The 16101-nt window shown below is 61.7% G+C and carries 10 protein-coding genes and 2 pseudogenes; 5 read left to right on the top strand and 7 right to left on the bottom strand.

Features of this window, described 5'->3' with window-relative positions; all coding sequences use genetic code 11:
- Window positions 1–295 precede the first annotated feature (295 nt).
- Window positions 296–1591, bottom strand: coding sequence for an IS701 family transposase (locus HF916_RS02050; RefSeq protein ID WP_168787631.1), 1296 nt, complete (start codon window positions 1589–1591; stop codon window positions 296–298).
- A gap of 283 nt (window positions 1592–1874) precedes the next feature.
- Between HF916_RS02050 and HF916_RS02055 the strand changes: the two genes are divergently transcribed.
- From HF916_RS02055 to HF916_RS02065, 3 genes and pseudogenes are all read left to right on the top strand, one after another.
- A complete protein-coding gene (locus HF916_RS02055; RefSeq protein ID WP_168787632.1) occupies window positions 1875–5540 on the top strand; it encodes a hypothetical protein in 3666 nt (1221 codons plus the stop codon).
- Window positions 5541–5596: 56 nt separating this feature from the next.
- Window positions 5597–5812, top strand: a pseudogene (locus HF916_RS02060) (IS110 family transposase); the annotation flags it as partial.
- Between the two features lie 61 nt (window positions 5813–5873).
- Window positions 5874–6596 (top strand): IS6 family transposase, encoded by a 723-nt coding sequence (locus HF916_RS02065; protein ID WP_168787634.1) that lies wholly within the window; start codon window positions 5874–5876, stop codon window positions 6594–6596.
- A 349-nt stretch (window positions 6597–6945) separates the two neighbouring features.
- Here the strand turns inward: HF916_RS02065 and HF916_RS02070 are convergent, their stop codons facing one another.
- From HF916_RS02070 to HF916_RS02080, 4 genes and pseudogenes are all read right to left on the bottom strand, one after another.
- Window positions 6946–7992 (bottom strand): pentapeptide repeat-containing protein, encoded by a 1047-nt coding sequence (locus HF916_RS02070; protein WP_168787635.1) that lies wholly within the window; start codon window positions 7990–7992, stop codon window positions 6946–6948.
- A 256-nt stretch (window positions 7993–8248) separates the two neighbouring features.
- On the bottom strand, window positions 8249–8377 hold the full coding sequence (locus HF916_RS51375) for a hypothetical protein (protein ID WP_277352264.1): 129 nt from the start codon (window positions 8375–8377) through the stop codon (window positions 8249–8251).
- A 634-nt stretch (window positions 8378–9011) separates the two neighbouring features.
- Complete coding sequence (locus tag HF916_RS02075; RefSeq protein WP_168787636.1) at window positions 9012–9887, bottom strand: patatin-like phospholipase family protein; 876 nt, start codon at window positions 9885–9887, stop codon at window positions 9012–9014.
- A 386-nt stretch (window positions 9888–10273) separates the two neighbouring features.
- A pseudogene (locus HF916_RS02080) lies at window positions 10274–11563 on the bottom strand (IS701 family transposase); the annotation flags it as partial.
- Window positions 11564–11899: 336 nt separating this feature from the next.
- Here HF916_RS02080 and HF916_RS50185 point away from each other — a divergent pair.
- Window positions 11900–12094 (top strand): hypothetical protein, encoded by a 195-nt coding sequence (locus HF916_RS50185; RefSeq protein WP_240975297.1) that lies wholly within the window; start codon window positions 11900–11902, stop codon window positions 12092–12094.
- On the top strand, window positions 12095–12502 hold the full coding sequence (locus HF916_RS50190; protein ID WP_240975298.1) for a hypothetical protein: 408 nt from the start codon (window positions 12095–12097) through the stop codon (window positions 12500–12502).
- A 471-nt stretch (window positions 12503–12973) separates the two neighbouring features.
- Here the strand turns inward: HF916_RS50190 and HF916_RS02090 are convergent, their stop codons facing one another.
- Both HF916_RS02090 and HF916_RS02095 read right to left on the bottom strand, forming a co-directional pair.
- Window positions 12974–14158, bottom strand: a complete 1185-nt coding sequence (locus HF916_RS02090; protein WP_168787314.1) for a hypothetical protein — start codon at window positions 14156–14158, stop codon at window positions 12974–12976.
- A gap of 11 nt (window positions 14159–14169) precedes the next feature.
- A complete protein-coding gene (locus HF916_RS02095) occupies window positions 14170–15996 on the bottom strand; it encodes a WD40 repeat domain-containing protein (RefSeq protein ID WP_168787638.1) in 1827 nt (608 codons plus the stop codon).
- Window positions 15997–16101: the final 105 nt, after the last annotated feature.

The raw sequence follows: 16101 nt of genomic DNA on the forward strand, positions 1-16101 counted from the left end.
AGCAGTGTCACTACCGGCGCCCCGGCTGCGTACCTCCTGCTTTGTTTTATCTACGGCTGTAGTACTAGGCGATAATAATTGCAAGAACCTTAGATCGTTTCTCGCTTTCAGGCCAAGTGACATGGAGGGCCGATAACGTCAAGCCATCCCGTTTGACACCAGATGTCTCCGCGAACGTGTCTTTCTCTTCCTAGTTTTACTGTGTCACAAGATATTTGATGAAGAGCAGAACGGACATCGTCGAAGGCGTTGGGCGATGTAGGCTGCGAGCCGCCAGCGCAAGCTGGCAATCGAATCAGCCACATGTCGTTGGGCGCGCTGGGGAGCCCCGTGGCACATAGTCGTCGGATAAGGTAAAGAGGCTGCCGATGGCGAAGTTTTTTTTACCAGCGCCCTGAATCAGGCGCTGTGCAACCAGAAAACCGTAGGCCGCGATGCAAAGCGACGCATGATGGTGAAACCCACGCCAACTGCGGCCTTCGAAATGGCCCAGACCGAACTCCTGCTTCAGATCCTGGTAGTCGCGCTCGATACGCCAGCGCATCTTCGCGACACTGACCAGACGTTCGAGGGACGTCACTTCCGGAAGTGTTGCGAGCCAATATTTAGCCGGTTCAGGGTCGCCCTGAGGCCATTCAATCAGGAGCCATTGCTCATCGCGCTGTGTAGCGCGCCAATAGTCACGGTGCGATGTCCGTACACGTACAGCGGCAAATCTGGAACTCAGGATGGTGCGGGTTCCTTCGCGCCAGTTGATCATGCGGTAGGAAGAAGCATCAAGACCACGCGCAAGCGCTTTGACTGATACTGGCTCGTGACCGGGCGCACGGCGCAGCAGTTTGCGCGGCCGTCCAGGCTGCCCGGTGGGCGGCTCAACACTCAGAGGTGTCGTGCCGGGAGCCCAGACGCGGGCGCTGGACTGAATGCCCACTGCGTAAGTTAATCCCAGTTCGCTGATGGCGTCACGGAAGACACTGTCGTTCCCGTAACCGGCGTCTGCCAGCACAATACCGTCAGGCGCGCCGCTTTCGCGCGCTTCACGCAGTTGTGTTGCCGCCATTTGTGGCTTGGTCGAAAACGCGATTTCATCAGGCACGCCAGCGCGCTGACATCGTGCCGGATCTTCGCTCCATTCATGGGGCAAATAGAGTTGGTATGCGACGGGCAAACTGGCGTCCTCCGTGGCGACCGACAAGCTCACTGCGACCTGACAGTTGTCCTGCTTTCCTAACTGCCCGCAGTATTGCCGTGCGACGCCTACCGAATGTTTGCCCTGTTTCGGAAAGCCGGTGTCGTCAATGATCCAGAACAGTCCGTTGGCCGGATTCATGTGTGGTAATACCCAACGCCTGACCTGCTCAAGCAAAGCAGCGTCTGACCATTCCGACTTCGAAACAAAGTGATGTAAGGACTGGTGGCGCGCGCTGACACGTTCGGGTTCAAGGTGAGCGGCCAGCGGCTCAACACTCTTACGCCGCAGCGGCAACATCAAGCCTTGGCAGTACCCCACCAGCCCTGCATTGCGATCGCTGTGTCCGAGCGCTTCACAGAGATGTTCCAGGTACTCATCGAACGACGATTTCGCGTCCATTGTTTCCTCATGCCAAATCTGAAGAAGGTTCTATAATGGCATGAATTTATGACACAGTAAAACTAGGGTGTGGCGGAAATGAAGCTGCTCGCCTCTTTGCGGTTGCGAAAGCGCATCCTATATTTCGAAGATGACGCGCCCGGTCGATACGTTAGCCGAAATAAAGCACTTCAGGGGCTGGCATTGTTTTGAGCTATTTGGATTCGAGATCGTTTAGTAGTCGATCCGCGAAACTATTGTGGCGCGATGCTTCCGGCGCTAGTAATTGCAGGAGTTCGGGCACATGGCACAACCACTGCTGACCAAACCGCGCGAAGAGAAAGCCCAGAATCAGATCGCCCGGCGCGACTCTCTCCCCGATGCCACCAAGCAGTCCAGGAATCTGGACACTATCTTCAAACTGCATCACACACTGGGCAATCAACACCTGGCGCGACTGATTCAAACTAATCGGCTCAGACCCGACGGGAAAATCGTCGGCATGCGGGGATCGCCGGTCGGCGGCACCGTCAACCGCACGGCGAATCGCCAGCATGCGCGCGAGGCCAACCAGCGCGAAAACTGCACGTCGGACGCACTCGATCCCGCCGAACCGACGTTGATCGAACGAGGCTCGTCATTGAGCGGTGGACCCGGGCGGGCGACGCAGATCGCTTCTCAAATGCCCGCAGGCAACGCGCTGTCGAGGCTATGTGCGGCCGCATCGAGCCAAGCCGCGACGGACGACAAGCGGGATCTCAAGGAGGAAGACGACCAACGGCCCGTTTCTCCACCCGGCAGACTGCATAGCACCACGGCCGGCGATCCGACGATCTCGCGACGGGCCGACGGTCATGCGCCCAAATCGGGCGGTCCGGCGCAACCGACTGCGAGCCAACCGGGGCGAACTTCCACCGTAGCCATGCCCTTGGTCGGCGCATCCGTCGGTCCGCCGCAGGCGAGCGCGCCCGCCCTTCGCGCAGACGCGGCTCCCGTGAGCACGACGACGCCGTCGCCAACTGCTGCGACCGGCCTCGCCAGGTCGTCGCTATCCGGACTAGTGACCTCACTCTCAAGCATGAGCGTTGCGACTGCGCCGACCATGCTGAACGCGGCCGGTCCGGCCGTGAGCGCGCTCGGCGACCAGCTTACCGACAAGGCCCGCGCCAGATCTCTTGGAACGACGGCGCCGACGGGTCTGCCGGTCGGCCCGGCGCCCATCATGCCGCTGAATCCAGGCATCCCGGAGGCCGACGATCCACGCCCGGCCAGCGACGCTGATTCGCCGGGCGCCATCGGCGCGGCGGAGCAAGCCGGTGAGCATCAACTCGAATCGGGAAAACACGCCGCCGAACCAGCCGACGGCGATATGTGCGTGCTCACGCTTGCGCCGACCGACGCGCCAGCCCCGATCCCGCCGCTTCAACTTGAGGCGGCCTTGCCCGTGCGCGGCCCCGCACCGATGTCGGCGATATCGGATCAGCACGTCTCCGAGGTGCTCGAAAGCGCCTATGGTGGGTGGCAACGCGCGGCCACGGACGGCGAACTCGCGAAGGGCCGTGATCTGTTGAACAAGCACGACGAAGACGTCGCAGCGCAGCACATCGACACCGCAGGTCAGCTGCGTGCGCAGAACGATCGCGAATCGCTCGCGCAGGTCGTCGTGCGCGAAGAAGCGCGCGCGGGCATCGAGCAAGACCGGACGACCATGCACGTCCAGACCACCGAAGTCATTCAGGACTACAGGCGCAGCGCGGCCGCAGAGCAGGCTCAGACGCAATCGGAGATACAGCAAGCGAAGAACGACGCGCAGCAAGCGCAAGCCGCCGAGTCCAACGCAAGCCAACCGGAGAACCAGGATTCCGCATGGTACGAACGCGCCTGGAATGCGGTGAAAAGCGGTGCGCAGACGATCGGCGGAAAGATCAAAGATGCGGTCACCAAGGCGTATCAGTTCGTCAAGGAGCGCATGACGCGCTTCTTCTCGAAGGTGCGCGAGCTGGTGAGTGCCGGTATCGCGAAGCTGCGGGAGATCGGCGGACACATCTATCAGGGGATTCGCAACAAGCTTCAGGCGGCGCTCAACAAGATCAACGAGATCGCTCGCAGGATCGGCGCGTTCGCCGCCGATCTCATGCGGCGCCTGGGCGGCGTCATCAGCGGTCTCATCAAGCGCGCGATGAGCGGGCTTCTGGCCATCGTCGATAGGATCACTGGTCTCTGGCGCAAGGTCCTAGCGCTGGCGGGCAAGGTCAAAGGCTACCTAGTGATGTTGGCCAAAGGCGCCATGAAGGTCGTCGTCGAACTGATTGAGAAGACGAAGGCAGTCCTCGAGAAGGCCAAGGGCGCCATTCAGACACTCATCGACAAGGCTCCCGCGAAGCTAGACGAGATCTATCAGAAACACATCGCGCCGCGAATCGGCGGCAGGCCCGTGTCCGCGACGGTTGGCGCCGCGCCTGTCGCATCCAGCGCGCAGCCGCCGAGTGCGACAGCGCAGGGCATGACCGCGCAGCGTCAGGAGGCTCAGCCGGCGCTAGAGGCCGCCGGACCGGACACCGAGGAGACGCACGCCGAAGCGCTCGGGCGGCACTTTCACGCTCGCTTCGAGTATTTCCGCGCGCACTGGTGGGACGTCGTCTGCGATGCTGCGCTCGAGATTCTCGTTCCGGGCGTCGCGGTCTATCGTCATCTGCCACCTCTTTGGGAGGCTCTGAAGGATGGCTGGAAGGCGCTGATGGCCGGCCAGTGGTCGCAGGCCATCGATGCTGGACTAACCGCTGGACGCGAGGCAATGTCCATCTTATCGTCCTTCATCGCGCAGGCGTCGATCGCGGTATTCATCGTCGGATCGGTGCTGGGCACACCTGTCGTCGGCGCGGCGGCGCTCGAGAGCATCGGCCTGGCCACGATCGCAATCGACTCCGCCTTCCAGCTCGCGACCATTGACAAGTCGCTGAACAATCTCGACCGCCGTGACGAAGATCACGAGCGCCTCGAGACCGACTACGGCCGCGTCGCCGACTCTTCGATTTCCCTCATGGTGATGCTCGCCCTCGTTCTGCTGGGCGCGATCGCGAGCAAAGCGGCGTCCTCGCTTGTGCGTCGCTTCCCGGCCCTCGGTCGTGCCGCCGAGGCCTTCAAGGGCAAGGTTCAACGTGGGCTCGGCCTCAAAGGCAAGAGCCCTGCCAAAGTCACAAGCAAGCTAAAGCCTCTCGACCCGCTTCCCGCGGAGGCGCTCGACCTACCGATTCGAAAGGACCTGCTTCCACGGGAGCAGCTCGCCTTCGACAAATGGGTCGCCGATCGGCGGGCTGCAGGCGTAGACGTCGATAAGGCTCTCAAGGGCAAAACGCCCGACCAAGTTCGCAGGATGATCAAGAGCCAGCTTGACTGGGTGGCGGAACAGGAGGCGAGGCATGCGCACAATGCCCAGTGGGAGGGTGACATGCTCGATCCGAAGATGACGAACGGCCCCAAACGGGTGGGCAGCGCGGACGTCTGGACCCGCTGGAACGAGAAACCACCCGCCGAAATCGACGAAGGGATCCGCCTCAATGGCAAAACTGGGGAGCGCATCGACCTGTTCGGCGACGACTACCCCGGCATCGACGGGACAATCGGGCAACCACCGCGGCCGCTTCAGCTCAAGGCGGTGCCAGCCTCTGAAGACATCGCAAACATCCCGCGGGTAGCCGGCAAGGCGCTGACGAATGCGCGCAACTCAGGGTTCTCCCGTGTAGAGGTCAGTATCGAGGCGCCGGGCCGGACCGTGGAACAGGTGCGCGACGCGTTCGCTAGAAACCCTACGAAGTTCACCGACAGCACAGGCGTCACCCGCGTTCGCGTATGGTGTGACGATGGCATGTTTGAGCCGACGAGCTTCAAACCCGTAATTCCGCCCCCGCGCGTGGAACATGGCCCTGAGAATAACAAGGATAAAGTGCCCGCCGGGGCAGGCGCAGACTGAAAGCCTATCGGCGCACACTATAAACACTGGCCTAAACGAACAGCCGAACAGGCGAGATGCCCATGGCTGTCTTCTACGTAGGCGCGACGGTGGACTCGCAAGGTCGCCTTGTTGTGCGCAAGCAGTTGAGACGCACAGAAGTACTCCTGTATTTCGCGAAGCTTGAGCCGTGCGTGGTCGGCATGGAAGCGTATGGGTCGTTGTACTACTGGGGCCGGGAGCTCGCAAAGCTCGGGCACACCGTGCGCCTGATCGCCCCGCAGTTCGTACGGCTCTGTCGCGATAGGCCGAAGGGGTAAAATCCGGTGCAGACGAAATTCCCCGAATGGCACGATGAAGAAGAGGCAGACTCCGCGAAAGGCACTGGCCTCGGGCATAGCCAAAGTTCTGAAGCGACTTCAGTATCCGCTCGAAGTGATATTGGTCTGCGTGGGATGGTACGTGGCCTACTCGCTGAGTCTGCGTGATCTCGAGAAAATGATGGCTGAGCGCGGTATTTCAGTCAACCATCCGACCGTGCACCGCTGGGTGATCAAGCTGGTGCCGTTGCTCGAGAAAATGTTTCGCAAACACAAAAGGCCGGTCGGCAAAAGCTGGCGGATGGACGAGACCTACCTCAAGATCACGGGTCAGTGGAAGTATCTCTACCGCGCCGTGGACAAGGCCGGCAACACCATCGACTTCCTGCTGCGCGCCCATCGCGACAAGCCTGCAGCGCGCCGCTTCTTCGAGAAAGCGATTGGCCAGAACGGCGCCCCGCAGACGGTCAACATAGATAAGAGCGGTGCAAATCTGGCCGCCATCCAGGCGATCAACGCCGCACGCGAAACACCTATCCGCGTCCGTCAGGTCAGGTATCTGAACAACTGCATCGAGCAGGACCACCGGGCCATCAAACGCCGAACCCGACCCATGCTCGGCTTCAAGGATTTTCGTTGTGCACGCATCATTCTGGGCGGCATTGAGGTAATGCATATGATCCGCAAGGGGCAAATGAAATGCGCCAAAGGGACCGGCGCGTCCGCCGCACAGCAATTCTATCCCCTCGCCTCATAAACGATCGCGCCCGGTACACTGCGCCCGCCCCTCCGTCCTTATCGCGACAGAGCCGCGAATCTTCCACCAATGCAAGTGATGGCTAATACAGGCTTGCCGGGCGCGAGCGAGTTCGTCATGGATGATGGCGAGAGCCTCGTCGCGGCCCGGTCCATGTGAACACATCACCACGTCGATATCGACGGCGACCAAACCCTGGTACCCGCGTTCAGCCGGTCGCGTATCGCCGACTTGTCGGATTGGACGTGCAATAGAACGACGCTAGCGGTAATTACGGAGCTCGGGCCGCCGGCTTGAACACAGGTCAAGGCACTCGTGCGGCCTTTGAACGTCAGCCGACTGGCCGCCTTCAGAGCGGTTCTGATGGCCATGCCGCCGGCCGTGCCACGCCCCACGGCAGGTGTGTCGACGCATCGCCGTTCGCGCTCGCGAGCTGGGCCTCTCCGGGCCCTGTTGCACCCCCCAGGTTGGCTCCTTGGAGATGCGCGCCCATGAGGATGGCTCCTTCGAGGTGCGCGCCACGAAGGGTAGCTCTTTGGAGATTTGCGCTTACCAGGTCGGCTCCTTCAAGATACGCGCCTGAGAGGATGGCTCCTTCGAGGTGCGCGTTTGAGAGGTGGGCTCCTTCGAGATGCGCTTTGCTGAGGTCGGCGCCTTCGAGATGCGCGTAAGAGAGTTGGACTCCTTTGAGATGCGCAAGGGAAAGCCCTGCGCGTCTGAGGTCGGTGCCTCGCAGATTAATCCGCCACCCCATGTGTATTTCGCGTTCGTAGTTTACCTTTTCGCGTCGGCCGATGACGGACAGCACGGCCGCAACGTCGGTCGGTATTCCGTAGTCGCCCGGCTGCGCGCCTGGTGCCTCGGAGGGGCAAACCACGGATTCTGAAGCTTCCTTGCTCGGCTCCGTCCAGTGCGCTTTGTCGCGAACGAATGCGGTCAGCGTCTCAAGGACGGGCCAGTAGTATTCTGGGCTTTCCCGCGAGATCCGCTCCATCGTATAGATAGCGCCGAGCCGGACCGCGAGCTTTTCGTTCCCGAGCTGATCTGTGGCCTTGCTGAAGTTCTCGGTGATGCGCCGCTGGCGGTCGGCTTCGGTCTGTTGCTCATGGCGCAACCTAGCCGTCTTCGCCTGCCGCAAGGCCGCCCCCGCCACCACCGCGGCGCCTGCGAAAGTTCCGAGTGGCGTGATGTCATCACGGTTTAGGTGATACCAGTGCCATGCGTCCGCCCATGCGACGGGGTTGACGAAAAGCCTAAGACCGAGGGCCAAGACGACGATGCTGGACCAAACTAGCGTGCGTCGGATCAGACCGAGTTGCCGCCATTCATAGCTGATGCAGCTTGCTCTTAACGCGGCCAACGATTCTGCAAAGCGATGGAGCATTGTAGTCTTCATGTTATAACCTTCTTCTGGCCACCGGGCCTAGCTTGAGCGCCCTGCGACGCGTCGGCCCGGGCCGGGGGTACACCGATCGCATTATCGGAAGCCGGCGACTTTTCGAGCAGACAGCAGGCAGACCCGCTGATCATTCGGGGCGCATTTGCTAGCAGTCCGTGAGAAAGCGAACGCATATTGCACCGCAGATGGCGAATAAAGACGGAGCGGAAACGCTCGCGAAGGCGGGCGCCGATGACCCGCGCCCGGGACGATGTTACGCCGCCAGCAGCTCGAAGCGAAAACGCTTGTCTGGGATCGTCTGCGTGCCGTCTTGGGTCGTAAAGCTTAGATATGGGCCGCGCGCGTCATCGCGCGGGTTGGTGATGGTGAAGGTTTTGTCCATGGTGGCGTCTCCGTTGCGCGTCCGTCGGCACGCAATACTGCTGACGGTTGTTACTAGGATATTTTGTATCCGGGAGCCCGGCGACATTTGCGACGAAAGTTAGGGCGACCAGCCGCAAGAAGTCGGCAGCAAAAACCATTTTGAGCAACGCGTCTGCCAACTGCAGCAACCGTCTGGAACTGTTCTCGTGCCAAGTGTGGCCTTTCACCATCCGCCGACTTTAAGGGCATATTGTCGCCGTCGGATGAATAGATCACTTCTTCCGCACGCGCATTTTGGGGCTGGGAATCGTTCGGATCCAAATATACGCAGAAAAACGATGCCAGTCAGTTGGCGCGTCACGGCTCGGATGAAATGAGCGCGAATGGCCGTTGCAACCTGAATGAGGCCGTAGAGGCGGCGGGTTCTACTTCAGTAGTGGGTCGGCTGCAGCCGATCGCCTGCTCACGGGTTTCGACTTACGTGTCCCCATCGCGTGGGACAGCAACCGGCCACTTCCAGCCGTTCGCCTGTGGTCTCAGACGGACATTCGAATGTCGGCTCGATTCACATAGCGGACCAATGGCAGCCAGTCATGCTCGTCGGGTCACTGGCCCTTGGCACAAAGTAGCTCGTCAGTTTTTTGCTTGCGCCGTTAACGCGCGGCGTGCGCATGCTCGCGCAGCTCACCGGGAATCAAAGCGCGCTCGAGGCCACCATCGCTGAGCCATGCACGCGTCTTCTGCGCAGCTCGGTCGATCAGTTGCGCGCACTGCGTATAGTCGTAAGGCGAGACATCGAGTGGACACAACGGCGGAACGACATAGATCTGCACACGCGTCGAATAAAACTCAAGGTCGCGCACGAGCTGGCGTGCGATGACGAGCGTCAGCGCATGCAGGGCCTGCGCGATCGCGCTACGCGGCGGCGCATGCAACGCACACGCGAAGCCGGCCGGTAGCACGATGATGCGCGTCGCACCGAGCGCAACCGCCACCGAGATAGGCGTGTTGTTGGCGACGCCGCCATCGATGAGATCCACACCGTCGATACGCACCGGCGGGAACACGCCGGGAATCGCTGCGCTCGCCAACACTGCGTTCACCACAGGACCGGTAGAAAGAACGATTTCGTCGCCGGTAAGCATATCGGTCGCGGCGATGTGAAGCGGCAAGGTCGCCTGCTCGATCCGCTCATACGACAGATGCGTCTCCAGCAGCTGACGCAACGCGTTCGCCTCAACGAGGTGCGCACGACTGCGCAGGATCATCGCGAGCAGCCCGAGCATGGAAAGCGGCATGATGTCCTGCCGCCGGATCTTGCACCAGAGCGCTTCGAGCATTGCTACGCCCCCGCCGTCCGGTTGTCCGGCGAAATACGCTGCGTTGATCGCGCCTGCGGAGGCGCCCACCACGCAGCCCGGATGCTCACCGCGTTCGAGCAGTTCGCGCAGCATGCCAACCTCGATCGCGCCAAGGCTGCCACCGCCAGCGAACACGAAAGCGGTCAAACCCGAAAGATGGGAGTTCATGGCTTATTCGAAACGTCTGCCCGCGGTCAACGCCAATTGTTGGTGCCAGTTGCGCCGGCAGCAGCATGCTGAGGCAACCGCATACAAGCGCCTGTCTGGCGCATCCAACACAGCCTCAGCAATTAACCGCCGCGAGGTCTTCGTCCTTTGATCAGATCCAGCAGTTCAGTCTGCATGGTAGGCCCCTTTCAAGGTGTCCACCAAACGTCGGTAAGATCAGACGAGATCCCTTGGCTTTTCTGGCAAGCGGACATCCGCGTTAATCTTACTGTGTCATTAAATAAAAGCGTTTTCCCAGACTTCGGCAGCATGGACACGCGTCGAGCCCGGCGACCAGCCGGACCGTAAGTTCGTAGCGAATAGTGGCAATCGAGTCAGCCGTGTGGCGCTGTGCGCGCCGGACTTCCCCGTGCAATGTAATCGTCGGGAAGGCCAGGTGTCTGGCGTGCTGCGAAGTTTTTTTTGGCGCTGACCGCGGTACCGGTAGCGAGACGCTCTGAGAGCAGGAACCCGTAGGCCGCAATCGCCAGTGCGGCGTGGTGGTGAAACCCACGCCACCCCCGGCCTTCATAGTGTCCCAGCCCCAGCTCCTGCTTCAGATCCTGGTAGTCACGTTCGATGCGCCAGCGCATGTGTGCGTGCGCCACGAGCTGCTCAAGCGTAGTATCGGCCGGCAGGTTGGACAGATAGTATTTCAGCGGGTCAGCGTCGCCGGCTGGCCACTCGATGAGCAGCCATTGCTCGGGGCGCAACCTCGCCTTGCCGGTATTGCCGCCCGCGTGACGCACGCGCACTGCGGCGAAACGCCCGCTGAGTGTTTCGTTCGAACCCTCCCGCCAGCTGAGCGTGGTGAAGGCTGTAGCAGGCAGTAAATGCGCCAGCTCCTTCACGCTCACCGGCTGCCGGGCGCGTGTGCGGCGCGGCACCGCCGGCGGGCGGCCCATGCCGCCATAAGGTTTCGGCGGCAACGGTTCGACGCCCGGTGGCCAGACCACGAGAGCCGAGGTGATGCCGACCACATAAGGCAATCCCAGATCGTCCAGACGTTGCCGGAAGGCGTTGTCTATTCCATAGCCTGCATCGGCCAGTACGCAATGTCGGGGCGCACCCGCAGCCAGCAGGGCCTCGATCTGTCGCAAGGCAATCTGCACCTTCGTCTCAAACCCGATCTGCGCGGGAATGCCGCCTTTCTCGCGCCGCTCATCATCCTCAGCCCATTCGCGCGGCACGTAAAGCTGCCACGCAACCGGAATGCTGGCCTGCTCACAGGCCAGTGACACACTGACCGCGATCTGGCAATTATCCTGTTTGCCCAGCACTCCGCAGTATTGACGCGCAACGCCTACTGAATGGCGGCCCTTCTTTGGAAATCCCGTATCGTCCACGATCCAGAAGCCGCCGCCGGAAAAATCCATCCGGGGTACGACCCACTGGCTGACCCGCCGAAGTAGCTCCTCGTCCGACCAGTCGGCCTTGGCCACAAAGTGGTGCAGTGCCTGATGCCGGGCGCTGGCGTGAAGCGGATCCACGCTTGCGGCCATCGGCTCGACACTCTTGCGCGTCAACGGCAACATCAGGCCTGTGCAGTAGGCCTTCAGTCCTGAGTGGCGATCCGCATGACCCAGGCCGCCAGCCAGATGCTCAATGTACTGCTCAAACCGCGTCTGTGCGTCCATTGCTTCTCGCTTTATGCCTGGGTATCCTCATTATATGTAGGCAAACACAGTAATATCACAATTGTTACGTTTATGACACAGTAAGATTAAGGTGCTGCGCGGCCTCTGGTGGCAATTCTCGACCGTCCAGGGACTTGCCCGCTGCCGAAGACGCGGTCGACCGTCGGACCCAGGAAGCTGTCATTGAAGTGGACCCGGTTCCAGTGGCCGGAGCGGGTCGTTTTGCGACGATCGCCTGCCACTAACGTGCTTTATTTCCTGTTTTCTAAAGCGACCCCTTTCTCGCCGCGTGCCGACCACACTCCGTCGTCATAATATTGTGAATACGGGGGCAACATGAAACATGGACTGGTAGTTGGGCTGCTGTGCGGCGCGCTGCTTGCCGGTTGCATGTCGGCCGGGGTCGAAGTGAGGCCTGAACAGATGTCGAGCTTCAGGCGTGGCGTGACGACCCTGCAAGACGTGACAGCCACGCTCGGCCCGGCGTCGGTGCAGACCGCGCTGGACGACGGTTCGACGTTGCTCGTCTAGATGTTCGTGACGTCGAGGCCGCATCCTGAGAGCTTTCTTCCGTTCATCGGGGCGCTGGTTGGCGGTGCCGACACGCGGTCGTCGGCGGCGGTGTTCCTGTTCGATACGCACGGCGTCCTCAAGAGTGCAAGCACCACGACCTCGAATGTCGGCACGGGCCTGAGCACCGACCTGCACAGCGCGCCGGTGCCAGGCGCTGAGCCGCCCGTCTTGGTCAAGAGCATTCAGCCACCCGCGGTGCAGAGCATCGAGCCGCTTCCGGAGGAGGAAGTCCAGCCGGCCCCGAAAACAGTGTCGAACTGCCATCAGAACAAAGCGTCCAGCCGGCTCCGAACAGGTAGCGACGGACCTCAGCGATTCGTCACCAATGAGTGTCCGCTGCAAGTCGATGCGATGGGAAGACCGTGAAGCCAAGGCTGCGCTCGAAGGCCAGCCCCACCGGCCCTTGCAGCTTGAACGCGGCCTTTGCCACGATCTCGGGCCGAGCGGCCGAAGTAGTTCGATGGTTTCTGCTGATCGCATAGATTCCTACCACCGCAATTCTAGAGCGCAAACAGGGCCGCCGGGTTTCGGCCACTAGCAGCCGATCAGCTTTGCGGAAGCTCGGACATTCGAATGGCGGCTCCGCTCAGTCAGCGGTCCTCCCCGAAATGGGGCACTAGCTCGGTCATCGCCGGCCTTACCCAGTATTCAGAGAAATCGGTGCAGCAGATTGTCTGCTGAGACATTCGCAGCTCGGCAGCCGCGAACCTTATGGATCATGTAACGGGTTTGCGTGTTTGTGGAGTAAATCAGCCAACAGGGGCAGGCACACCGACATGGAGCGGGGCATGCATGCACCTTATCACTCAAGCGGTGTATGTCGACTGAGGCGCCGTACTATCTCACTATGTCACGGTGGACCACCGTGCCTTTCACGGGAGTAAATGCGCGCCTCTCTCTGTTTTCATTGCGGTCGTCGCCAGTACTGCTCTCGTCGTCGGCTGCTTCGGCTTCGTCGCTCGTCTCTCTATCGCCGTCGTCGTCGGCGTCTTTCTTGGGCGGGCTCTCAGCAACCGGCGCGGAGCTTCCAGCGGGTGGCCAGTCTTCCGGCTGGACGGGCTCGTGGAACAGGAATTGGTTGGCCTGCGCCTCCCAGAATCGGCGACGTTCCCCGGCCGACTTCGGTAGCTCATATCCCATTGCGTGCGCGAGCGCCGGCAGATACAGGTCAAACGCACTCTTGACCACCTCGCCCCACGCGCCGGCTGATGCAAGCGCCGCCAGGTAGCACAGTCGCATCGAAGCGAACGCGCCCGCAGCGCTGAACCAAAAAATCCACGGCGACATGGCATCGGCAGGTTTGCCTACCAAAGCCGCCCCCCCGCGTACTAGGGCAATAACGCCCAGAGCGAATGCAAGAAACACGAGACTGACGAAAAAATCGACCGGTGCGCGGGCATCCGCGAGCGTCGCCTGGTAGTCCTTGGGCACTACGGCCAGCAAGCGCGGCCACGCGTGAATGCTTTCCGTTCCGTAGACGGTGCTTGCGTATGTCTCGAAAGCACGCAGGACATTCCCGAACCGGGTGTGCAGGACCAGTTCGCGTTGCTCCGGGTATTCCAGCGCGAGCGCTCGCTTCAGGCGCAAATATTCCTGCTTGCGATGGTCAAGAGTACGCTGCTGCTCCTGGGCGGTTTCGGCGGAAGTTACTGTGGGAGAGCCGCAATGTAATTGCGCAATGCGAAAGGCACCGTATGCTTCCCGGGCTTCAACGCGCTGCCGCCTCCGGCGCTTAAACTGCCGCTCTTTGAGTCCCGGGCGGTTGAGCGGCCACGCATAGCCTTCCAGCACGCGGTACATCCAGTGGGTACCCGCCATCAGCAGTACCGACAGGGTCCAGACCACCAGGAGCATAACCGTCAGGTTGGCAAAGGTCTTGTCCTGCAGCGACGTCTGAAATAGCTGTGTGAACGGCTGGACATCACGGTTCAGTCCGATGAAGGCGATGACGCCAACTAGCGCAGGCAGGAAAAAACCGAGGACGAACGATTTATCGGCGAGTTTTGACAGGCCGCTGAACATGATGGTCGCGCTCAGTCATCTTCGGGCGCTGGAGGCGCCGGAATCTTGGCCGGCGCTTGCCCGGGTTCGCCGTGCAGGCCGATCGTCTTGGCCGTCAGCCCGCACGATGCAAGCCGCCCGTCGGCAAGCACGGCGAGCGCGCATATACCATCGCTGTATCCTTCAAGCGTCGACTCGCATACGCCGCTCGCCGGGTTCCACAGTCGGATCGTATTGTCGAACGATCCCGACGCGAGTCGCCCGTCGACAAGCACCGCGAGCGCGCATACGCCTTCCCGGTGTCCTTTGAGCGTCGCATCGCATGTGCCACTTGCCACGTTCCATAGTTTGATCGTCTTGTCCCACGATCCCGACGCGAGCCGCCCGCCGGCAAGCGCCGCGAGTGCTGATACCCGATCTCCGTGTCCTTCAAACGTCGCCTCGCACACGCCGCTCGCCAGGTTCCATAGTTTGATCGTGTGATCCCGCGATCCCGACGCGAGTCGGCCATCGGCAAGCACCGCGAGCGCTGATACCCCATTTCTGTCTCCTTCAAACGTCGCCTCGCACACGCCGCTCGCGAGGTTCCACAGCCTGATCGTGTGGTCCCAGGATCCCGATGCGAGCCGCCCGTCGGCAAGCACCGCGAGCGCTGATACCCCATCTCTGTGTCCTTCAAACGTCGCCTCGCACACGAGGCTCGCGAGGTTCCACAGCTTGATCGTGTGGTCCCAGGATCCCGACGCGAGCCGGCCGTCGGTAAGCACCGCGAGCGTGGATACTCCATCGGTGTGTCCTTCAAGCGTCGCCTCGCACGCGCCGCTCGTCACATCCCACAACCTGATCGTGCGGTCCACCGCCCCCGATGCAAGCCGTCCGTCGCCGAGCACCGCGAGCGCGGATTCCGCATCTGTGTGTCCTTCGGGCGTCGCTTCGGACATGGCGTTTGCCAGGTTCCACAGCCTGATCGTATTGTCCCACGATCCCGACGCGAGCCGCCCGTCGCCGAGCACCGCGAGCGCGGATACCGCACCTGTATGTCCTTCGAGCGTCGCTTCGGACATGGTGTTCGCCGGGTTCCATAGCCGGATCGTATTGTCGAACGATCCCGATGCGAGCCGCCCGTCGGCAAGCACCACGAGCCCGAATACCGACCTGGTGTGTCCTTCGAGCGTCGCCTCGCACACGCCGCTCACCGGGTTCCACAGCCTGATCGTGTGGTCCGCCGCCCCTGACGCGAGCCGCCCGTCGGCCAGTACCGCGAGCGCGATTACCGAATCCGTGTGTCCTTCGAGGGTCGCCTCGCACACGCCCCTCGCCGGGTTCCACAGCCTGATCGTGTGGTCCCACGACCCGGACGCGAGTCGCCCGTCGGCCAGAACCGCGAGCGCCAACACCGTGTTCGTGTGTCCTTCGAGCGTTGCCTCGCACACACCGCTCGCCGGGTTCCACAGCCTGATCGTGTGGTCCGCCGATCCCGACGCGAGCCGCCCGTCGGCCAGCGCCGCGAGCGCGATTATCGAACCCGTGTGTCCCACGAGCGTCGCCTCGCACACGCCGCTGAGCGGATTCCACAGCCTGATCGTGTCGTCCGCGGCCCCCGATGCGAGCCGCCCGTCGGCCAGCGCGGTGAGCGCGTATACCGAACCCGTGTGTCCTGTGAGCGTCGCCTCGAGTCGGCCGCTCGCCGGGTTCCACAGCCTGATCGTGTCGCCCCAAGCTCCCGACGCGAGCCTCCCGTCGGCTAGCACCCCGAGCGCGGATATCGGACGCGCGTGTCCTTCGAGCACTGCCTCGCACACGCTGCTCGCCAGATTCCACGCCTTGTCGTCTTGCTCGTTGCGGCTCGCATCCTGCATTTCGCCTCCCGCCTAACTCACCAGCCGCCTGCTCCGAGGTACTGAATCAAAACTTTAAACGAAAATTCCTCGAAAATTATGCAAACCGGAGGCCAATATACTGGC

This window comes from Paraburkholderia aromaticivorans, from assembly GCF_012689525.1.
In the GTDB taxonomy this organism is placed as follows: domain Bacteria; phylum Pseudomonadota; class Gammaproteobacteria; order Burkholderiales; family Burkholderiaceae; genus Paraburkholderia; species Paraburkholderia aromaticivorans_A.

What these genes read in the sequence shown, in the direction of transcription:
- HF916_RS50185 (WP_240975297.1), top strand. Translation starts at nt 11,900, where the DNA reads ATGAAACATGGACTGGTAGTTGGGCTGCTGTGCGGCGCGCTGCTTGCC.
- HF916_RS02065 (WP_168787634.1), top strand. Translation starts at nt 5,874, where the DNA reads ATGAAGAAGAGGCAGACTCCGCGAAAGGCACTGGCCTCGGGCATAGCC.
- HF916_RS02075 (WP_168787636.1), bottom strand. Translation starts at nt 9,887, where the DNA reads ATGAACTCCCATCTTTCGGGTTTGACCGCTTTCGTGTTCGCTGGCGGT.
- HF916_RS02055 (WP_168787632.1), top strand. Translation starts at nt 1,875, where the DNA reads ATGGCACAACCACTGCTGACCAAACCGCGCGAAGAGAAAGCCCAGAAT.
- HF916_RS02090 (WP_168787314.1), bottom strand. Translation starts at nt 14,158, where the DNA reads ATGTTCAGCGGCCTGTCAAAACTCGCCGATAAATCGTTCGTCCTCGGT.
- HF916_RS50190 (WP_240975298.1), top strand. Translation starts at nt 12,095, where the DNA reads ATGTTCGTGACGTCGAGGCCGCATCCTGAGAGCTTTCTTCCGTTCATC.
- HF916_RS51375 (WP_277352264.1), bottom strand. Translation starts at nt 8,377, where the DNA reads ATGGACAAAACCTTCACCATCACCAACCCGCGCGATGACGCGCGCGGC.
- HF916_RS02095 (WP_168787638.1), bottom strand. Translation starts at nt 15,996, where the DNA reads ATGCAGGATGCGAGCCGCAACGAGCAAGACGACAAGGCGTGGAATCTG.
- HF916_RS02050 (WP_168787631.1), bottom strand. Translation starts at nt 1,591, where the DNA reads ATGGACGCGAAATCGTCGTTCGATGAGTACCTGGAACATCTCTGTGAA.
- HF916_RS02070 (WP_168787635.1), bottom strand. Translation starts at nt 7,992, where the DNA reads ATGAAGACTACAATGCTCCATCGCTTTGCAGAATCGTTGGCCGCGTTA.